Annotated in this window: 19 protein-coding genes and 1 tRNA gene; 14 read left to right on the top strand and 6 right to left on the bottom strand. The window is 61.3% G+C overall.

Going from position 1 to position 19,499, the window contains the following annotated elements:
* The first annotated feature begins 319 nt into the window (after nt 1-319).
* On the top strand, nt 320-1,810 hold the full coding sequence (gene tig, locus ACO07C_RS03120; RefSeq protein ID WP_421912769.1) for a trigger factor: 1,491 nt from the start codon (nt 320-322) through the stop codon (nt 1,808-1,810).
* 160 nt (nt 1,811-1,970) lie between these two features.
* Complete coding sequence (locus ACO07C_RS03125; RefSeq protein WP_421912771.1) at nt 1,971-2,495, top strand: hypothetical protein; 525 nt, start codon at nt 1,971-1,973, stop codon at nt 2,493-2,495.
* Here the strand turns inward: ACO07C_RS03125 and radC are convergent, their stop codons facing one another.
* The gene (gene radC, locus ACO07C_RS03130; protein ID WP_421912772.1) at nt 2,496-3,242 is read right to left on the bottom strand and encodes a RadC family protein; all 747 of its coding nucleotides are present in this window, start codon (nt 3,240-3,242) and stop codon (nt 2,496-2,498) included.
* Between the two features lie 191 nt (nt 3,243-3,433).
* On the bottom strand, nt 3,434-4,261 hold the full coding sequence (map, locus tag ACO07C_RS03135) for a type I methionyl aminopeptidase (RefSeq protein ID WP_421912774.1): 828 nt from the start codon (nt 4,259-4,261) through the stop codon (nt 3,434-3,436).
* 222 nt (nt 4,262-4,483) lie between these two features.
* Between map and ACO07C_RS03140 the strand changes: the two genes are divergently transcribed.
* From ACO07C_RS03140 to efeO (ACO07C_RS03175), 8 genes are all read left to right on the top strand, one after another.
* Nucleotides 4,484-4,876: a hypothetical protein gene (locus tag ACO07C_RS03140; protein WP_421912775.1), complete on the top strand. Its 393-nt coding sequence runs from the start codon at nt 4,484-4,486 to the stop codon at nt 4,874-4,876.
* Nucleotides 4,877-4,980: 104 nt separating this feature from the next.
* A complete protein-coding gene (locus ACO07C_RS03145) occupies nt 4,981-5,217 on the top strand; it encodes a hypothetical protein (RefSeq protein ID WP_421912776.1) in 237 nt (78 codons plus the stop codon).
* 190 nt (nt 5,218-5,407) lie between these two features.
* A complete protein-coding gene (locus tag ACO07C_RS03150) occupies nt 5,408-5,704 on the top strand; it encodes a DUF982 domain-containing protein (RefSeq protein WP_421912777.1) in 297 nt (98 codons plus the stop codon).
* A 156-nt stretch (nt 5,705-5,860) separates the two neighbouring features.
* Nucleotides 5,861-6,184, top strand: coding sequence for a DUF6074 family protein (locus tag ACO07C_RS03155; RefSeq protein WP_421912778.1), 324 nt, complete (start codon nt 5,861-5,863; stop codon nt 6,182-6,184).
* 388 nt (nt 6,185-6,572) lie between these two features.
* Nucleotides 6,573-7,436, top strand: a complete 864-nt coding sequence (efeU, locus tag ACO07C_RS03160) for an iron uptake transporter permease EfeU (protein WP_421912779.1) — start codon at nt 6,573-6,575, stop codon at nt 7,434-7,436.
* Between the two features lie 23 nt (nt 7,437-7,459).
* Nucleotides 7,460-8,659 carry an iron uptake system protein EfeO gene (gene efeO / locus ACO07C_RS03165; RefSeq protein ID WP_421912780.1) on the top strand — a complete coding sequence of 400 codons (1,200 nt, stop codon included), beginning with the start codon at nt 7,460-7,462 and terminating at the stop codon, nt 8,657-8,659.
* Nucleotides 8,660-8,669: 10 nt separating this feature from the next.
* Entirely contained in the window at nt 8,670-10,022 is a 1,353-nt protein-coding gene (gene efeB / locus ACO07C_RS03170; RefSeq protein WP_421912781.1) for an iron uptake transporter deferrochelatase/peroxidase subunit, read from the top strand.
* A gap of 3 nt (nt 10,023-10,025) precedes the next feature.
* Nucleotides 10,026-10,847, top strand: coding sequence for an iron uptake system protein EfeO (efeO, locus tag ACO07C_RS03175; RefSeq protein WP_421912782.1), 822 nt, complete (start codon nt 10,026-10,028; stop codon nt 10,845-10,847).
* 260 nt (nt 10,848-11,107) lie between these two features.
* On the opposite strand, the gene ACO07C_RS03180 is transcribed toward efeO (ACO07C_RS03175), so the two are convergent.
* On the bottom strand, nt 11,108-11,539 hold the full coding sequence (locus tag ACO07C_RS03180) for a hypothetical protein (RefSeq protein WP_421912783.1): 432 nt from the start codon (nt 11,537-11,539) through the stop codon (nt 11,108-11,110).
* A gap of 113 nt (nt 11,540-11,652) precedes the next feature.
* On the opposite strand from ACO07C_RS03180, the gene ACO07C_RS03185 reads away from it, so the two are divergent.
* Entirely contained in the window at nt 11,653-12,066 is a 414-nt protein-coding gene (locus ACO07C_RS03185; RefSeq protein WP_421912784.1) for a hypothetical protein, read from the top strand.
* A 616-nt stretch (nt 12,067-12,682) separates the two neighbouring features.
* On the opposite strand, the gene ACO07C_RS03190 is transcribed toward ACO07C_RS03185, so the two are convergent.
* From ACO07C_RS03190 to phaC, 3 genes are all read right to left on the bottom strand, one after another.
* Nucleotides 12,683-12,757: transfer RNA gene (locus tag ACO07C_RS03190), tRNA-Glu, on the bottom strand.
* Between the two features lie 159 nt (nt 12,758-12,916).
* Complete coding sequence (locus ACO07C_RS03195; RefSeq protein ID WP_421917428.1) at nt 12,917-14,209, bottom strand: D-Ala-D-Ala carboxypeptidase family metallohydrolase; 1,293 nt, start codon at nt 14,207-14,209, stop codon at nt 12,917-12,919.
* A gap of 213 nt (nt 14,210-14,422) precedes the next feature.
* Nucleotides 14,423-16,258 carry a class I poly(R)-hydroxyalkanoic acid synthase gene (gene phaC, locus ACO07C_RS03200; protein WP_421912785.1) on the bottom strand — a complete coding sequence of 612 codons (1,836 nt, stop codon included), beginning with the start codon at nt 16,256-16,258 and terminating at the stop codon, nt 14,423-14,425.
* 97 nt (nt 16,259-16,355) lie between these two features.
* On the opposite strand from phaC, the gene ACO07C_RS03205 reads away from it, so the two are divergent.
* Genes ACO07C_RS03205 through ACO07C_RS03215 form a run of 3 tightly spaced genes read left to right on the top strand, consistent with a single transcriptional unit; the run spans nt 16,356 to nt 19,372 of the window.
* Nucleotides 16,356-16,748, top strand: coding sequence for a hypothetical protein (locus tag ACO07C_RS03205; RefSeq protein WP_421912786.1), 393 nt, complete (start codon nt 16,356-16,358; stop codon nt 16,746-16,748).
* Nucleotides 16,749-16,793: 45 nt separating this feature from the next.
* Nucleotides 16,794-18,011, top strand: coding sequence for an LL-diaminopimelate aminotransferase (locus ACO07C_RS03210; protein WP_421912787.1), 1,218 nt, complete (start codon nt 16,794-16,796; stop codon nt 18,009-18,011).
* A 47-nt stretch (nt 18,012-18,058) separates the two neighbouring features.
* Nucleotides 18,059-19,372 (top strand): homoserine dehydrogenase, encoded by a 1,314-nt coding sequence (locus tag ACO07C_RS03215; protein ID WP_421912788.1) that lies wholly within the window; start codon nt 18,059-18,061, stop codon nt 19,370-19,372.
* Nucleotides 19,373-19,499 lie beyond the last annotated feature (127 nt).

Below are 19,499 nucleotides of genomic sequence, written 5' to 3' on the forward strand. Positions count from 1 at the left end.
CCATCATTCTGTCAATGTCGGGGACAATATGACGGCCATGTGTGAAAACGCGAAGATGGTTGAAAATTGGCCTAGCCTGTGACAAAAGGCGTGTCGAATGTGACGGGACGCGACGATCCGCTTCTGCAGAATGTGATAAGAAGTAGGAAAAACAAAGACTTATTCACATTTTGGGGCGCAGTTTGGGAGGATTTTGGCCGTATTTCCGGTCAAATCGCCAGGTTCCGTACCAAAAGCCATTCCCGGCAAGAATATACCGGCAGGCTGTGAACGGCAGGAGCCGTTTGGCAGTCTCATTGGTGAAAACAAAGGTTTTACTATGCAGGTCACCGAAACCCTCAACTCCGGTCTCAAGCGCGAGATCAAGATCACCGTGCCGGCCGGTGACATGGAGGCCAAGTTGATGGCGCGGCTTTCCGACGCCAGGAACAAGGTTCGCATCAACGGCTTCCGCCCCGGCAAGGTGCCGGTACAGCACCTGCGCAAGGTCTACGGCAAGTCGTTCATGGCCGAAGTCGTCAACGAGATTCTCAATGATTCGACCCGTTCGATCATTTCGGGCCGCGGTGAAAAAGCCGCCATGCAGCCTGAAGTCATCATGACCGAGGACGAGAAGGAAGCCGAGAAGATCCTGGCTGGCGGCGTCGATTTCGAATTCCGTCTCAACTACGAGGTCATTCCGGCCATCGAGATCAAGGATTTCTCCAACATCAAGGTGACGCGTCAGGTTTTCGAGGTGCCGGATTCCGAGATCGACGAGCAGGTCCAGCGTGTCGCCGAATCGGCGCGCAGCTATGAGCCGAAGACCGGCAAGGCCGCCAATGGCGACCGCGTGACCATTGACTATGTCGGCAAGATCGACGGCGAGGCCTTCAACGGCGGCGCCGGCACGGACCAGCCGTTGGTGCTGGGCTCCAAGGAGTTCATCCCAGGCTTCGAAGACCAGCTCGTCGGCAGCAAGGCGGGTGATGAGAAGCAGGTTACCGTGACCTTCCCGGACAACTACCAGGCAGCCCATCTCGCCGGCAAGGAAGCCACCTTCGATGTCACCGTCAAGGAAGTCTCCCAGCCCGGCGCGCTGGAAATCAACGACGAGACGGCCAAGAATCTCGGTCTTGAGTCGCTGGAGCGCCTGCGCGACGTGGTGCGCGGCCAGATAGAGAGCCAGTTCGGCGCCATGACGCGCCAGAAGGTCAAGCGCCAGCTGCTCGACCAGCTGGATTCGTCCTACTCGTTCGAAGCCCCGTCGAAGCTCGTCGAAGCCGAGTTCAACAACATCTGGGCCCAGGTCAATCGCGATCTGGAAGCTGCTGGCCGGACCTTCGCCGACGAAGAGACGACGGAAGAAGAGGCTCGTGCCGAGTATCTGCGCCTTGCCGAGCGTCGCGTGCGCCTCGGTCTGGTTCTGGCTGAAATCGGTGAGAAGGCCGGCGTCACCGTTTCCGATGAGGAGTTGCAGCGCGGCCTGTTCGAGCAGGTCCGCCGCTATCCGGCCAACCAGCAGCAGGAAGTCTTCGAATTCTATCGCAGCAACCCTGAAGCGCTAAACACGTTGCGCGCACCGATGTTCGAGGAGAAGGTTGTCGATCACCTGCTCGGCCAGATTTCCGTCACCGACGTCAAGGTGAGCAAGGAAGAGCTGATGGCCGACGACGAGGAGGCCGAAACCACCGCCAAGGCAAAGCCTGCCAAGAAGGCCGCGTCGAAAAAGGCAGAGGCCAAGGCGGCTGACGACAAGGCTGGCGACGACGTGGAAGAGCCCAAGAAGAAGGCCGCGCCGAAGAAGAAGGCCGCCAAGGACGCCGAGTAACAGCGATTTTCCGATGGATTGAGAGAGGCCGCCCTTGAGGCGGCCTTTTTCGTTGCGAAACTGCAACAGATGGCCATCTTGCGGGCTGGCGCGATGGCGACACCAAGCTTTGATCATTATCTGCGCTAGGATGCGCGGTGCAGGGTTGGTGGAGAGATCGTTGAGGCTGTTCTTCGATACTGGGCTAGCCGTCGCGGCGACGCTTGTTCTTGCCGGGGCGTGCGGTGTTGCGCGTGCCGAGGCCGCTGTTGGCGAGTGGCGCTTCGCCGAGAACGGCGATGGCCTGGTCACGGCGTCGCTCTATGCCACGAACAAGCTTGTCACGGGCGGCGGAGCCCTGAGCTACAGTCCCGTATTGACCATTGCTTGCCGGCCCGACGGCGAGCCGCGCTGGACCGAATGGCTGCAGTTGAACGATGCAGTCTCCGCCAGCCGCAAGATCACCATGTCGGTTGCGATCGACGGCAGCAAAAAACTCGATGAGAGCTGGTCCGTCAGTCCGCGCGGCAGGATGCTCGTTCGGGACGGAGCCGATGGCGTCAAGCGCCTGGTTGCCGCAAACCGGCTCCTGCTTTCCTGGCGGTTCGGATTGCTTTCTGGACGCGGCCAGGCCGATTTCGATCTTGCTGGCTTTGATCAGGCTGTCGGCCGGATCGCGAGCAGTTGCAAGACCGATCCACCTTGATCAGATCAGCAGCAGGCCCTTCATGCTTGCATAGCCTTTCTTGCCGATGATGATGTGGTCATGGACGGAGATGCCCAGCCGCTTCCCGGCATCGATGATTTCCTTGGTCATCTCGATATCGGCGCGCGACGGCGTCGGGTCTCCCGATGGGTGATTGTGCACCAGGATGATCGCCGTGGCGGAGAGTTCAAGCGCGCGCTTGACGACTTCGCGGGGATAGACCGGCGTGTGATCGACTGTACCCCGCTGCTGCACTTCGTCGGCAATCAGTGCATTTTTCTTGTCAAGGAACAGGATTCGGAACTGCTCGCGGTGCTCGAAAGCCATGGCCGATCGGCAATACTCGAGCACCTGCGTCCAGGACGATAGCACCTCGCGGCCCAAGACCTCGCCGCGCGCCATGCGCTGTGCCGTCGCCGCGACGACTTTCAGGTCGAGCGCCACCGCGGGTCCGATGCCCTTGACCTCCTGGAGAAGGCCAACAGGGGCGCCAAGCACTTCGGCCAGCGTGCCGAAGCGGGCCAGCAGTGCCTTGGCGACAGGCTTGGTATCCGCGCGCGGAATCAGACGAAAAAGCAGGAGTTCCAGAAGTTCGTAGTCGGGCAGGGCATCCGGGCCGGCGCTGGCAAAGCGCTCGCGCAATCGATCGCGATGGCCGAGATAGTGCGGCTTTTCCGGAACCGCCGAGGCCTTTGCCGGCGGTCGGATTGGTGCTTCGGAGAAGAAACTCCGTTCGTCGTCGCTCATTGTCCCGTTGCCGCCCGTGTTCACCCCAGACGCAGACACTAGTCCGGCAGCACTGGGCGGTCGAGACCCCTGGCCGCAGCAAGGCTTGTTACAATCAGGATTTGACGGGGCCGCCTTCGATGGCCATGTGTTTTTGGACTGGGGGCGAGCGCGCTCAGCCTGGGCCGCTCATATACGGCGACGGCAAAATGCTAGGCAGGCAGGCCGGGGCGGTCGAGATTTTTGGGCGACAGCGTGAAAATCTCACAGCCGGTCTCGGTCACGCCAATCGTGTGCTCATACTGCGCCGACAGCGACCGGTCGCGCGTTACGGCGGTCCAGCCGTCCGAAAGAACTTTGACGTGCGGCCGGCCGAGATTGATCATCGGCTCGACGGTGAAGATCATGCCTGGTCGCATCTCCACGCCTTCATTGGCGTTGCCATAGTGCAGGATGTTCGGCGCGTCATGAAACAGCTGGCCGACGCCATGGCCGCAGAAATCGCGCACCACCGAGCATCGCTCGCCTTCGGCAAAGCTCTGGATGGCGGCGCCGATGGCGCCGGTGCGGACTCCCGGCCGGATCGCGGCGATGCCCCGCATCAGGCATTCATGGGTAACTTCGAGCAGACGCTCGGCTGCGCGCTTTATGCTTCCGACCGGATACATGCGCGAGGAGTCGCCATGCCAGCCGTCGAGGATGTAGGTAACGTCGATGTTGACGATGTCGCCATCCTTCAGCGGCTTGTTGTCGGGAATGCCATGGCAGACGACGTGGTTGATCGAAGTGCAGGACGATTTCGTGTAGCCCCGATAGTTGAGCGTTGCCGGCAGCGCGCCGTGATCCATGCCGAATTCGAAGACGAAACGGTCGATTGTGTCCGTTGTGACGCCAGGTTCGACCATCGGCACCAGTTCGTCGAGGCAACGTGCGGTAAGATCGCAGGCCTTGCGCATGCCGGCAAAGCCCTCTTCGCCGTAGAGGCGGATCTGCCCGGTATTTCTGAGCGGTGCGGTGGCTGCGTCGAGATAGGTGACCATTGTGTCCGTTTTGGCGGGTAAGGCCCTTTATATATGAGCCGGCGTGAAAATCCCTCCAGATTTGGCACTTGAAGGCCAAAGGTTCAAGGAAGAACTGTTCGTGACGACCGAAGATGGCGGAGATTCGCGCCTGCCAATTCGATGTTCTCGCCGCTGCCCGCGTTCCTTTCCTTTCTTGTCCATCCGCGGTAGGGCGGGTTGACGATTTTGGAGACACGCGCCTTGGGTTTCAAGCGTATCAGGTCATTCGACACGCCGATGACGGCAGCCTGCTCATGTCTTGTGGGCCTGCTGCTGTTCGCGTTGCTGTGTCTAGGCCAGCCGGGCGCGCCGAGATTTTCGGGTGCCGGCTCGGACGGCCCAAGCCTCAGTCTTGAACGGAGCGGCGAAGCGGCCGCGCTGCTGCGCGTAGCCGGCAAGGTTCAGGCACTCGAAGTCCGCTCCGGCCGGCCGGTGTTTGCAAAGTTTGCTGGTGGCAACCCCGCCCTGTTGTCTCCGGCACCCGATTTCCTCCTGCTCGATCGCACGTCGCTGGTTGACCGCTTGGTCGTACCCGCGGTCTCTACCGTACCGCGGTCCAACGCCAACCGACCACGCGCGCCGCCGTCCGTCTGACCGGCACTTTCAGCTTTCATCCATAAATCCTTCCGCGTCGCACGCCGCTGCGGCGGCCGTTGGCCGTGCATCGGCGACGTGACGCGTCATTCGGACTGTTTTCAATGGAACGTATCAGGACATTCAAGACACTTTCGCGCGCGGCGATGGCCGCATTGTTTCTCTCGGTTCAGGCGATCATCTGTATCGGCACTGTTTATTGGGCCGCCGCCGAGACGCTCAGGCTTTCAGGAACGGGAGCCATGGTTCTCGGCGCTATCTTCGCGGTGCCGTCGGCCTACCTCCTGCTGGTGGTCGCCCGCATGAGCTATGAAGCGGAGACCGATCCGGCAAACCAGTGAACTTGTGGGGGGGCACGGTCCGGCCTCAGCTGCTGGAGGACTGGCGTGACGCCCGCGGATGACTGTGGACGACCACGGCATGCATTGCCGTGGTCGCAGTAGCGACACATTTCCTTGCCGAAAAGCCGCTTCAGGCAACTTTTTAAGACGAACCGCGTTAGGCTCTCGAGGTTGGTTTGGGAGACTTGGAATGGACAGATTGCAATTCGAGGTTCCGGTGCGCATCGCACTCGAGCCCGGCATGGCTGTCGAGGAGATCTATGGCGTCGAACAGGCGCTGGATTTCCTGCAGGATTGGCCGGCGCGCAAGCAGGGGCCGGTCTATCAGAAGGCCTTTAACGCGTGTTTTGGCGCCACTGTCGATGTAGTGAAGACGGAAGATGCATGCCGCGCCTTCATGGCGTTCTGCCGGGTAAGCGGCCTGATGGCCCGCGACATGATGGTGACCCGCAAGCGTGGTGGCGAGGCCAGGGCGCTGCGGGTCTAGCGCTGACAACCCCGGTTTTTTCGGCCTGGAGGCAGTGGGCGCAAGCGTCGATCACGTTTCGTGAATCGTCGTTAAGGGTCCGTTTTCACCTTCCCGGTTACGCCAGCGACTGTAGGGCAGCGTTCGATTCGTTGCGTCAGTCTCATGGTGTGAAAGATGCATTCAGCAGAAGTGCGAGTTTTTCCGATAGACCGTCAGATCGTCCTGGTTCGCGAGGTGGCGGCCCAGCTAGACAAGCTGCACGGCGATACCGCCACATCGTTCTGGAAGGCCACGGCGGGCGAGCTCCTCGATCGCGTCGTCGGATCGGGCAAGGACAGAGCCTCGGCAAGCGATGAGGTCCGGCGCTTCTTCGCTGCGGTTCAAAGAGAGATGCACACGTTGACCGTGACGTCGCCTGAGTCGACGCCGAAACGGCAGTCGGCACCTTTGTTCGCGGCGCAGCCGATCACCAATCTTTCTGTCTTTGGTCAAGTTTAAGCGGTCAGCCCAATCGTCGCTTAATGATGAAATTGAGGCTCAGGTTTGTTCGGGCGTATCGTTTCGAGACCTGTGGCCCCGAAGATCAGGTTCCTTGGATGTTATATATTCCTAGTGACCTAAGGTGAAGTTCGGGCATGTCGGGATTTTTGCGCTGCGTTCGCCAAAGACTCATGATTCATTTCAAAATTATTTTTGACAAATTTAGTAAGTGCGGAACGTATACTGTCCATTCCACCTTAGAATAATTATAAAGTGTGTGTGCTCGCGAATTTGTGATGTTTCGATCTGATCGTGTTTCTGCATTTTTCTTGTTGCCTCCATTCGCAAGGGTGTAGGTGCAGCCCACGTAGCCGGAAAATTGGATGAACGGCTCCAGGGCTTTTGAATGCTGGTTCCTTTCCTCATCATGCTGCGCGAGGGCATCGAAGCCGCGCTTATTGTCGGTATCATCGCGAGCTATTTGCGCCAGACGGGCCGTCGCGCCTGGCTACCGCTGGTCTGGGTGGGCGTCGGTCTTGCGGTCGCCATGTCACTCGCAGTCGGCATTGCGTTCGACCTTGCGAGCGGCGAATTCCCGCAGCGAATCCAGGAGATGTTCGAGGCAGCTGTCGGGCTGGTAGCCGTCATTATCCTGACCTCGATGGTGTTCTGGATGCGGAAGGCGGCGCGCTCGATCAAGGCCGAACTCCACGACTCGATCGACCACGCGTTAAGCACCGGCGATCATCAATCGATGGCTTTGCTGGGCATGGTGTTCTTCGCCGTTGCCCGTGAAGGACTGGAATCGGTGTTCTTCCTGCTCGCCACCTTCCAGCAAGGCGCCGAAGTGGGCATCGGCGCGCCGCTTGGCGCGGTGCTTGGCCTGGCGGTTGCCGTGATTGTCGGCCTGCTCATCTACCATGGTGGCGTAAAGCTCAATCTGCGGATGTTCTTCCGCTGGACCGGCTTCTTCATCCTGTTTGTCGCGGCGGGGTTGCTTGCCGGCTCGTTGCGCGCCTTGCACGAGGCCGGGCTGTGGAACGGCCTGCAGGCCACGGCTTTCGACCTCAGCTCCATCCTGCCCATGGACAGCGCGCTTGGATCGGTGCTGGCTGGCATCCTCGGCTATCAGGACCAGCCAACCGTCGGCGAGGTCCTGGTCTATCTGCTCTATCTGGTTCCCGCGCTGATCCTTTTTGTGCCCGCGCCTCCTCGTCCAGTTTCTTCCAAGCCTGCACCGGACGGTTCGCGCCGTCCCGGCGCCGTTTGAGGGTAGGGGCGATGTCTGGCCGATTGAAACAATCTCAGATCGCGGCCGTCGTGGCTTTCTTGGTGATCGCGGCGGGTGGCGGCTACTACGCCTGGCAACAGGGCGGTGACACGGGCGCGTCGAAGCCCGTTGCCGGAGCCGCGGCTCCGCCCGTCCAACCGTCCAGTGCGGCCCCCGGCAAGGTCGCCGAGGCGACGGTCACGGTCAGCGCCAGGGCATGCGACCCGGAGAACATGACCGTGCCGGCGGGCAAGGTGACCTTCTCTATCGTCAACAAGAGCACGCGCGCGCTGGAGTGGGAGATTCTCAGCGGCGTCATGGTGGTGGACGAGCGCGAGAACATCGCGCCAGGTTTTACACAGAAGCTGACGACCACGCTTGAGCCCGGCGATTACGAAATCACCTGCGGCCTGCTCACCAATCCCAAGGGCAAGCTCCATGTCACCGGCGCCATGCCGGCTTCCGTGAAGCCGAAACTGGTCGACCTGATCGGACCGATGGCCGAATACAAGGTCTATCTTGGCGGGGAAGCGGCGGGGCTTGGCGAGGCGACCGTGAAATTCGCCAATGCCATCAAGGCCGGCGATCTCGACACCGCCCGCAAGCTCTACGCGCCGGCGCGCGCGCACTATGAGAGCATCAAGCCGATCGCCGAACTCTTCGCCGATCTTGATGCCGCCATCGATGCGAACGCAGGCGCTTATGAGAAGAAGGAAGCCGATCCCGGCTTTGGTGGTTTTCACCGCATTGAATATGGGCTGTTCGCGCAATCGAATACCACCAGCCTGGCGCCGCTGGCCGACAAGCTCTCCATCGATGTCGCCCAACTTGGCGAACGGCTTAGGACGCTTACCGTTCCTCCTGACAAGATGGCGGCTGGTGCCGCCAGCCTGATCGAACAGGTTGCGTCCTCGAAAATCGCAGGCGAGGGCGGTCGTTACAGCCTTACCGATTTGTGGGACATCCAGGCCAATGTCGATGGCGCAAGGAAGATCGTCGATCTTTTGCGGCCAGTGCTGGCCAAGGCCGACAATGCGCTGACGACCCGCCTCGATATCGATTTCTCGACGGTTGCCGCGATCCTGGCCAGATACCGCGCCGCCGACGGTTCCTTCGCAACCTACGACAAGATGACAGAAGACGATCGCGCTGCCTTGCAGCAGGCGATGGTCACGCTTGCGAACGATTTGGCCGCGTTGTCCGGCGCCCTCGGTCTGTCTTGAGGTGATGACAATGGCAGGGAAATCCGTCGACGCCACGAAACAGTCGGGCATCGGCCCGTCGCTGGACCGCCGTCGTTTGCTCCTTGGCCTGGGCGCTGCCGGTGGGGCGATCGTCAGCGCCTCCGCGGCTCGTGCAGACAGTTGCCCGATGGCGGCCGCCGGCGTTGCGGCTTCACCTCTGGCAGCCATTGACGACCGCCAACCATTCTACGGAATTCACCAGGCCGGCATCACCTCGTCGCGACCGCCCGCGGGACTGGTGGTCGCCTTTGATGTTCTGGCCAGGAAGAGATCCGATCTTCAGCGCCTCATGCGCATTCTGACCGAGCGGCTCGCGTTCCTGATGGAAGGCGGTGTGGCGCCTGTAGGTGAGCTGGATTTTCCGCCTCCTGATTCCGGTCTGCTGGGGCCGGTCGTCTCGCCGGACAATCTTACCGTAACGGTCGCCGTCGGCGCGTCGCTGTTTGATGATCGTTTCGGCCTTGCTGGCGTCAAGCCGGCAAGACTCAGGACGATGCACCAGTTTCCCAATGATGCGCTGGAGGCTGATCGCTGTCATGGCGACCTCCTGCTGCAGATCTGCTCGAACACGGCGGAGACAAACATCCACGCATTGCGTGACGTGGTCAAACACACGCCCGATCTCCTGATGGTGCGCTGGCAGCAGGATGGGTTCGTGCCGGCACCGCGCGAGCCCGGCGAGCGCAAGGAAGCGCCCCGCAACTTGCTCGGCTTCAAGGATGGCACCGCCAATCCCGATTCGTCCGATGCGGCCTTGATGGACCGGATCGTCTGGGCGCGCCAGGGTGCGAACGAACAGGACTGGGCCGCCGGCGGCACCTACCAGGTGGTGCGCATCATCCGCAATTTCGTCGAGCGCTGGGACCGTACGCGGCTTGTCGAACAGCAGACGATCATCGGCCGCGAAAAGTATTCAGGCGCGCCGCTGACCATGAAGGCGGAGCAAGACGTCCCCCAATATGCTGACGATCCCAAGGGAGACAAGATTCCCCTGGACGCCCACATCCGGCTCGCAAACCCGCGCACGGCGGCGACCGATGCCAATCTGATCCTGCGGCGTCCGTTCAATTTCTCGCGCGGAGTGACCAAGGCGGGGCAACTCGACATGGGCCTCCTGTTCATCTGCTTCCAGGCTGATCTCGATGCCGGCTTCATCGCCGTCCAGAGCCGGCTGAATGGCGAGCCCCTTGAGGAATACATCAAGCCCGTCGGCGGCGGCTATTTCTTCGCCCTTCCCGGCGTTCCCGATCAGCACAGCTATCTTGGTCAATCCATGCTGGAGGCGGCCGAACGTTTCGATCAATCGGAAGAAAGTCCTTCAGCAACAAAGAAAGGAGCCTGAAACATGAATTTCCGTTCCATCGCGCTTGCCGGCGTCTGTGGCCTCGCGCTGTCGAATTTCGCCTGGGGGGCCATCGATCCAATGGCGCTCGTCCAACCAGTCGCCGACTACAAGGTCTATGTGTCCAAGGGTGTCGACGATCTCGTCTCCCAGACGGAGAAATTCACGGCGGCCGTGAAGGCCGACAGGCTTGATGAGGCAAAGGCGCTCTACGCGCCGACACGCGTCCACTACGAGGCAATCGAGCCGATCGCCGAACTCTTTTCGGATCTCGACGGATCGATCGATTCGCGCGCCAGCGACCATGAGAAAGCGGAACAGGATCCGGGTTTCACCGGCTTTCATCGCATAGAATACGCGCTCTTCGTGCAGGGCTCGACGAAGGACATGCACGACTTTGCCGACAAGCTGAATGCCGATGTGCTCGACCTTCAGAAGCGCGTAAAGACGCTGACCATTGCGCCGGACAAGATGGTGGGTGGCGCCGCCGGCCTGATCGAGGAAGTCGCATCGTCCAAGATCAGTGGCGAGGAAGATCGCTACAGCCACACCGATCTGTGGGATTTCCAGGCCAATGTCGACGGCGCCGAGAAGATCGTCGACTTGCTGCGGCCGCTGACCACCCAGGCCGACAAGGGCCTGTCGGACAAGATCGACGGCAACTTCAAGACCGTCGATGACATCCTGGCCAAGTATCGCGCCGCCGATGGATCGTTCGCCGCCTATGACAAGCTTACCGGCGATGACCGCAAGGCTTTGCAGGGGCCGGTGACCGCCCTGGCCGAGGACCTCTCGACGCTGCAGGGCACGCTCGGGCTGAAGTAGGATCGAGGCACCGTGGACGAGGCTTTTCCGCGTTCGGTGCCATCTTCGAAATGACCACAGCGTTTACGAAGCGGGTCGGCCGGCGCGATACCCCCGGTCGACCTGTTGCTCGCGAAATGTTTCGCCATTTTGCCCAATGCCCAGTCCCGGAGTGGACGGGCACTTGGTCATCGATACAACTGAAAAGCCCGCTGTCCGTTCTGGTGGACAGCGGGCTCTTTGCATGACTAGCCCCGTCTATGCGGGGGGGGTGGGAGGGACTAGCCGCAGTCAACATCAGGCCGAATCGCGGTCAAGTCCAGCCAGGGGGCGGCCTCCAAAGGTATAGCCGCCTGTCCGAAGGTATAGTGCCGGCTCTCGAAGGCTTGCGTTGCATCGGCAGACTTGTGACCCTTGGACCTTGAAAGGCCGAGGGTTTTGAAGTTCAGTGCGCGGCCATGCTTTTGACCGCTATCGTTCTCGCACAAATACTCGATCCGATCAGGATCATCCTGGTAGGCATTGCATTTTTCGTTTGCAGGCTGGTTGAGCGTCAGGGCGCCGGATGGCTCGCACTTGTCGCCACGCTTGTTGCTATTGCTGGCTTTTTCCCGTTCGTCATCTTCGGCCAGACTGGCGATGCCGCATGGACGTTGGCGGCGGTCGGGGTTATCTCGAACGGACTCATCGTTCTTGTCATGGCCGGGCTCCAAGGACTTTATCGGTGGGTTTTCTGATTAGCTCCGGATTTGCGGGCCACCTGAGAGCGATACCCTTGCAAACCATCACCATTTGACGATGCCGACGCCGGCGGTATGGTGAAGGCATGATCGACCCGCCCGAGCGCCAGGACGACCATCCCGATCGCCAGATCGATCGCCCGGAAACCATCGAGCCAGGTCTTCAGGCAGGAAGGGCGCGCAAGATTCCCTTGCCCGGCGGCTACCGGCAGGGTGTCATCTCCGCGATCACCGTGCTGCTCGGATTTTCGCTCCTTTTCCTTCGGTACTGGAACTTCGAAGCCGAAGGCGGATGGACGGTCGCCTCGATCCTGGCGACGCTCCTGCTCGCACTGGCCATCGCCCTTCAGTTCGTCGCCCTGTGGCGGGCGTTGCTTCCGCAAGACGATGACGAGCCGGTCTATCAGGTCACGCTGCGCTGGTTTCTTGCATCGATCATCGCTCTCCTTTCGGGCGTGCTGCTCGCCGGCTTGATCGCGTCGCATGTCTTCAATCTTTGACCAGGGCGCTCGCCGGCCGCGCGACCATCCCGTCACGCCGGAAGCCGCGCCCGGATTGACCCAATTTAAGTCAGGGCTTCGTGCTTGAAAACGCAGGGACCTCTGTTACTTGCGGGCAGTGCTGCGCTTCGAGCGGAAGCTCCGAATTGGGTTGAGTCAATGACTGCGGTGAAGACGGAGTGCCCGCGCTGCCATGGTGGCGGCAGGGTTTTTGATTGCTCGCGATGGTGCGCGTCAAACGGGCATTGCTGTCCGCAAGGGACCCACCATACCGGTTGTCCGGGAAAGACGGTCACATGCGTCGGGTGTGCCGGCATGGGGTGGCTGGGAGAATCTGACAACAGGGCCGCCGCGTAGTCAGCGGCAGAACGAGCGATTTCAAATTCGCGGATCAGGGCGTTGCCGCCGCGACGAAGGATGCATCAACCGGCGTGTCGCCAAAATCCAAGGCGGCAAGGGCCGATGCCATCGTAGTCATAAAACGACGGGCCGATTGTCGAACCTCAAGACTCCAGGTGAGGCCACACACGGGGCCGCGCATGTTAATCGTCAAAGCGACAAGACACGAATGATTTGTCTGACATTTTCGCTGCGTCGCTTTACATCTTGAAATGTCTGGTACGCCCAAGGGGAATCGAACCCCTGTTACCGCCGTGAAAGGGCGGTGTCCTGACCGCTAGACGATGGGCGCGCTCAGATGTGGGGCTTATAGTTGCGTTGTTCGCAGCCGGCAACCCGTCTGTCGCTGCCTGCGACAACTTTTTTCGATTGTTTCACAGGAGTGTTTTCAGCGGTCTAATTCTGGCGGTGGCCGTGCCTTGCGAGCGCCAGATGGAGGCGCTGAACCGGGTTAGCCGTCACCGCCATCGCTGCCGCCACTGCGCCGGCGGCACCGCCAGTTCCAGTCGCGCTCGGGGCCGACATCGACGTGCACCGACTCGGTATGGCAGTAGGTGCCGACGCCGCCGCGGCCGGGCATGGTGCGGATATAGCTTGCCAGCTCCCACTTCGACACGCCTGGCACCTGGATATCGGCGGCGGCGCAATACATGTGCAGCGAATTCTTGGCGCCGTTGGCACGGCGATTGCGGGTCGGATCCCGATAGCCAGAGGTCACGACCATCTTGCGGCCATAGTGGCCCTCGATCGTCTTCAGCACACGCACCAGCGAGGGTTTCAGGCAGGCGACATCGACGGTCTCGTTCTGCTTGAGAAGTCCATTCGGCGCCAGCCGGGCTAGACCGGCGGCCGAGGCGACCTGATAGGGGCCGCCCGAGCCTTCATCCTCGTTCAGGTCGACGTCGCTTTCGTCGTCGAGACCGGACTTGCGCTTGATCTCGAACAAGGCCGTCTGGCGCACGCCGGGCAGCGCATCGCTGGAGTAGTGGCTGGTATCGCCGCCCACGGAGGCGAGTTGTACCGGCTTTGAAGCGGAATCGGTTGTTGCCAGGGTAATTATCGGCTTTGCCGCGGCCGGCTGTGGTGCGGGCGGGGTTGCCTTCGCCTGAGCCGTCGAGGGCTGTTCGCCAAGACGCGCGTTGACAAGCGGAGCAGGGGTGGCCGAAGCCGGCGTGGCGCCGAACAACGAGGCCAGGAAGCCCTTTTTCTTCGGTGCGTCGGCCTGCGGTGGTGGTGTCTGCGCGGCCGTCACATAGACTGGATTGTTCATCGCGGGAGCCGCGGGCTTGGGCTCGGGTGTGGGCGCGGTCACCTCGGCATCGGCGGCGGCGATCTTCGCGGCGACCGCATCCGTTTCCTGCTTCGTCTGCGTGGGTTGCGTCAGCGGTTGCGGCGTGGTGCCGGCAATCGTTTCGGCGGCCGCGGGCGTCGTGATCGGAAAGGCCACCTCCGGCTTGGCCATCGGCACATAGGCAACTTCCTCGGGCAGCGCGGCGTCACCTTCGGCGGTCATCATCATCTGAGGATGAGCCGCCAACTGTGCCGAAGAATCAGCCGTCGCCACCTGATGCATGGCCGAGGCAGTGCCCATTTCCGTCGACGATGCATTGTAACCAGGCATGCCGACCGACATTGTGGGGTCGCCGGCCGAGGTGCAGGATGCCAGAAGCACGGAGAAGAGCGCGGCCGCGATAGCGCGACTTTCTCCCTTCGCCAGGCACGATCCTGCTGATTTCAAAACAATTTCCCCCTCGGTGTCCGGCCGGTGCATCGTGGCGCGGCGACTGAACGTCTGCGTCGCGATGATTCTTGTCCCCGACCCGGAAACGAGACCTGTGTCAAATCCGCAAGCCTGACGGAAATTCAGCAGTTGCGGACGAATTAAGGCTGCTTCGTGGTTGACGCCACATTTCGCCCGCTTTTACCGGGCCGTCAACTCACCAGACATTACAGTCCGTTACACACGCGTCTTGACATAGGTGCCGGGAGCATCGCCCAGGGTTTTCATATGCTTGCCCGGGACGCGTGCGGGTACGCGGGTATTGTCCTTGGCCTCGACCCAGCCTTGCCAGTGTGGCCACCAGGAACCGGGATGGTCGGTGGCCTTGGCGATCCATTGGTTGAAATCCCCTGTCGGCGTTCCCCCGGTCCAATACTGGTACTTGTTGGATGCTGGCGGATTGACCACGCCGGCGATGTGGCCGGATCCGGCCATCACGTATTCGACCTTGCCGCCGAAATATTTTGAGCCGAGAAAGACCGAAAGCGCTGGCGCTATGTGGTCCTCCTTGGCGGCGAGGTTGTAGACGGGAATGGTGACATCCCCGAGCGACACCGTCTGGCCCGCCAATTCCATCGTGCCTTGCGACAGGTTGTTCTCGAGATAGCAGTTGCGCAGATAAAAAGAGTGATTGGCCGCCGCCATGCGGGTCGAATCCGCATTCCAGTAGAGCAGGTCGAAGGGCAGGGGATCCTTGCCGCGCATGTAGTTGTTGACGACGTAGGGCCAGATAAGGTCGCCGGAGCGCAGCATGTTGAAGGCGGTCGCCATCTTGGTGCCGTCGAGATAGCCCTTCTCGCTCATCGATTTCTCAACGGCCGCGACCTGCTCCTCGTCGACGAACACTTTCAGGTCGCCGGCATGAGTGAAGTCCACCTGCGTGGTGAAGAAGGTGGCAGATTTGATACGGTCATCGCCTTCGCGCGCCATCAGCGCAAGCGCCGCCGCCAGCAGCGTGCCGCCGACGCAATAGCCGATCGCGTTGACGTCGTGTTCGCCGGTCGCCTTCTCGACGGTGTCGAGGCCGTATTGCAGGCCTTCCCGAATATAGGCTTCCCAGTTCTTGGCGCCGTGGCGTTCGTCCGGATTGATCCACGAGATGACGAACACGGTATGACCCTGCTCGATCGCCCAGCGGATGAAGGATTTCTGCGGGTTCAGATCGAGGATGTAGAATTTGTTGATCCATGGCGGGCATATCAGAAGCGGCCGCTTGAGCACCATCTCGGTCGAGGGATCATACTGTATGATCTCGGCGACATCGCTGCGGCCGACCACCTTGCCAGGCGTGGTGGCGATGTTCTTGCCGATCTCGAAGGGCGAATAGTCGGCCTGGCGCAGTTTCAGGTCGCCCTTGCCGGCGGCGATATCCTCGGCCAGCATCTTCATGCCGCGCACCAGGTTCTCGCCGTTCGAGGCAACGGTTTCGCGAAACAGCTCGGGATTGGTGAGGATGAAATTCGACGGCGAGATGGCGTTGGACACCTGCTTGACGTAGAAGCCAGCCTTGTGGCGAGTGTGGTCGTCCAGACCTTCGGCGTGCTCGACCAGTTCGGACGCCCAGCGCGAGGTGACGAGATAGGCCTGTTTCAGGAAATCGAAGAAGGCGTTGCGGCCCCATTCGGGGTCGAGGAACCGCTTGTCGCCACGCTCGGGCTTGACGGCGTCTTCCGTGCTTTCGGCCGCATTGCCGGTGCGTTGAATGGCGTTGGCCCAGACGGTCATGTAGCCGGAGAACAGCCGCGTCTGGGCTTCCAGCGCGCGCTGCGGATCGGCAAGCCAGTATTCGCTGAGCTTGGAGAAGGTCTTCACCATGTCGACAACCGGCTCGGCGACTGTGTCGCGCACTTCGCCTTTTTCACGCGGTTCGGCCCATGCGGAGGCGGCCTTGCCGGCCTGCTCGATCATGCGCGCCATGTTCAGGGCGAAGCGTTCCGGGTCCTTCACCAGATATTGCTCGACGGTCGAACGCTCGTCATCTTCCGCTTTGCCCGAATCGGGTGTTTTGGACATGGCTGGCGGGGTTCCTCCCGAAGCGTTTTCTTGACATATTATCACGGGACATCAGACCGGGTCCAATATGCTGTAACCCGGTTGCCAGGGAAACAATATGACGATTGATATTGGCGATACCGTTTTTTCCGGGACTGGTCGTTTTTGCCGTGCGGGCCTTGCGATCGTGCTGCTGGCCATAAGTGGTTGTTCTAGCACCAATATGGAAGGCTCGACGCCTGTCGCTGGTGTGGAAGGCCCCAAGGATACGGCCACCTTCCCAAACCTGAACATTCCGCCGAAGGTGGCTGCGCCGCAATTCACCGAAGCTGAAAAGAACGCCAAGCTTGCGCAGTTGAAGGCTGACGAGCGGGCCCAGGCCGCGAAGAACCGCGGGGCCAAGCCCACCAACCCGGCCGAACTGACCGCGCTGGCGAAGCAGCACGGCGGCGACACGCTTAAGCAGATCGAAGGCAAATGTGACCTTACCCTCGACCCTACCTGCAAATAGGTCTATATCGCGCGCCCAGAAACCCCCTCGCTGTCTGGAACTGCCATGGAAGAATTTCACAAGGTTCGCCGGCTTCCGCCTTACGTCTTCGAGCAGGTCAACCGGCTGAAGGCCAGCGCCCGTTCGCGCGGCGCCGACATTATCGACCTTGGCATGGGCAATCCGGACCTGCCGACGCCCAAGGCCATCGTCGATAAACTGTGCGAGGTCGTGCGCGATCCGCGCACCCATCGCTATTCGTCGTCGCGCGGCATTCCGGGCCTGCGTCGCGCTCAGGCCAATTACTATGCGCGCCGCTTTGGCGTGAAGCTCAATCCGGATACGCAAGTCGTGGCGACGCTGGGTTCCAAGGAAGGCTTCGCCAACATGGCGCAGGCTATCACGGCTCCCGGCGACGTGATCCTGTGCCCAAATCCGACCTATCCGATCCATGCCTTCGGCTTCATCATGTCGGGCGGCGTCATCCGTTCGCTCCAGGTCGAGCCGAACGACGGTTTCATCCCGGCGGTCGAGCGTGGCATCCGCCATTCGATCCCGAAGCCGCTGGCGCTGATCCTCAACTATCCGTCGAACCCGACCGCGCTGGTCGCCTCGCTCGATTTCTACAAGGACGTGGTGGCCTTCGCCAAGAAGAACGACATCATCATCCTGTCGGACCTTGCCTATTCGGAAATCTATTTCGACGGCAATCCGCCGCCGTCGGTGCTGCAGGTGCCGGGCGCGATCGATGTCTGCGTCGAGTTCACCTCGATGTCGAAGACCTTCTCCATGCCGGGCTGGCGCATGGGTTTCGCCGTCGGCAATGAGCGGTTGATCTCGGCGTTGACGCGGGTGAAGTCGTATCTGGACTATGGCGCCTTCACGCCGATTCAGGTTGCCGCGGCGCATGCGCTCAATGGCGACGGCGCCGATATCGACGAAGTGCGCGACGTCTATCACAAGCGCCGCGATGTGATGGTCGATTCCTTCGGCCGCGCGGGCTGGACCATTCCGGCGCCGGCGGCTTCGATGTTCGCTTGGGCACCGATCCCCGAACAATTCCGCCATCTCGGCTCGCTCGAATTCTCGAAGCTGCTGATCGAGCACGCCGACGTGGCGGTGGCGCCAGGAATCGGCTTTGGCGAATATGGCGACGAATTCGTTCGCGTGGCGCTCGTCGAAAACGAGCACCGGATCCGGCAGGCGGCGCGCAACATCAAGCGCTTCCTGTCGTCCAGCGCCAAGCAGCCCAACAATGTGGTGCCGCTCTCCGCCCACCGCTGAGTTGCCAGACATCATATCGATCGAATTTTTGAGGGACGTCGCCGGACATGGCTGAAGCATTGCGTGTTGGAATCGCCGGTCTCGGCACTGTCGGCGCGTCCGTGGCGCGCGTTCTGCGCGACAAGGCAGCGGAACTGACCCGGCAGTGCGGGCGCGATATCGTCGTCACCGCCGTCTCGGCGCGTGACCCCAAGCGCGACCGTGGCATCGATTTGAGCTCGACGCAGTGGTTCGACGACGCGGTGAAAATGGCGCAGACCGCCGACATCGATGTGTTCGTCGAACTGATCGGCGGCGACGAGGGGCCGGCGCGCAGCGCCGTGAAAGCGGCGCTCGATGCCGGCCGTCATGTCGTCACGGCCAACAAGGCGCTGCTGGCCAAGCATGGAGTGGCGCTGGCCGAGATCGCCGAGAAGAAGGGCGTGCTGCTCAACTACGAAGCGGCGGTGGCCGGCGGCATTCCCGTCATCAAGACGATGCGCGAAGCGATGGCCGGCAATTCGGTCACCCGGGTCTTCGGTATCCTCAACGGCACATGCAACTACATCCTCACCCGCATGGAGGCAGAGGGCATCTCGTTCGACGCCTGCCTGAAGGACGCGCAGCGGCTGGGCTATGCCGAGGCTGACCCGACCTTCGACATCGAAGGGCAGGACACCGCGCATAAGCTGTCGATCCTGACCAGCCTTGCCTTCGGCACCAGAATCGCGGCGAACGACATCTACATGGAAGGCATTTCCAACATCACCCAGGCCGATATCCGCGCGGCGGCCGATCTCGGCTATCGGATAAAGCTGCTTGGCGTCGCCCAGCGCACCGAGAGCGGCATCGAGCAGCGCGTGCATCCGACCATGGTGCCGACTGCCTCGGTCATCGCGCAGGTGCATGGCGTGACCAATGCGGTGGCGATCGAGACCGACATACTGGGCGAGCTGCTGCTTTCCGGACCGGGTGCCGGCGGCAACGCGACCGCGTCGGCTGTCATCGGCGACATCGCCGACATCGCCAAGAGCCGGCCCGGCTTCCAGCACGGCCCGGTATTCGGCCGTCCTGCCAAGGAATTGAAACCCTACAAGAAAGCGCAGATGCGCAGCCATGCTGGCGGCTACTTCATCCGGCTGACCGTGCATGACCGTATCGGTGTGTTCGCGGCGATCGCCAAACGCATGGCCGACAATGACATCTCGCTGGAATCGATCGTGCAGCATGCCGTGAATGGCGAGGCCGAGGCGCAGAAGACGGTGATCCTGGTCACCCACGAGACCACGGAAGCTGCAGTGCGCAAGGCCGTCGACGGCATCACCAAGGACGGTCACCTGACCGACAAGCCTCAGGTCATCCGCATCGAGCGGGCAGGGTAGAAAACAGCGCTGCCGGCATCCGGCGATGCAGAGCGTCTTCGACGCCAGACTCCGAAACATGTCCCTTGAGTGCCCGGTCAAACGACGCCATTTGACCGGGAACGATTTTGCGCGCTCGCCGTTCTCT

Source organism: Mesorhizobium sp., from assembly GCF_965229135.1.
Classification (GTDB): domain Bacteria; phylum Pseudomonadota; class Alphaproteobacteria; order Rhizobiales; family Rhizobiaceae; genus Mesorhizobium.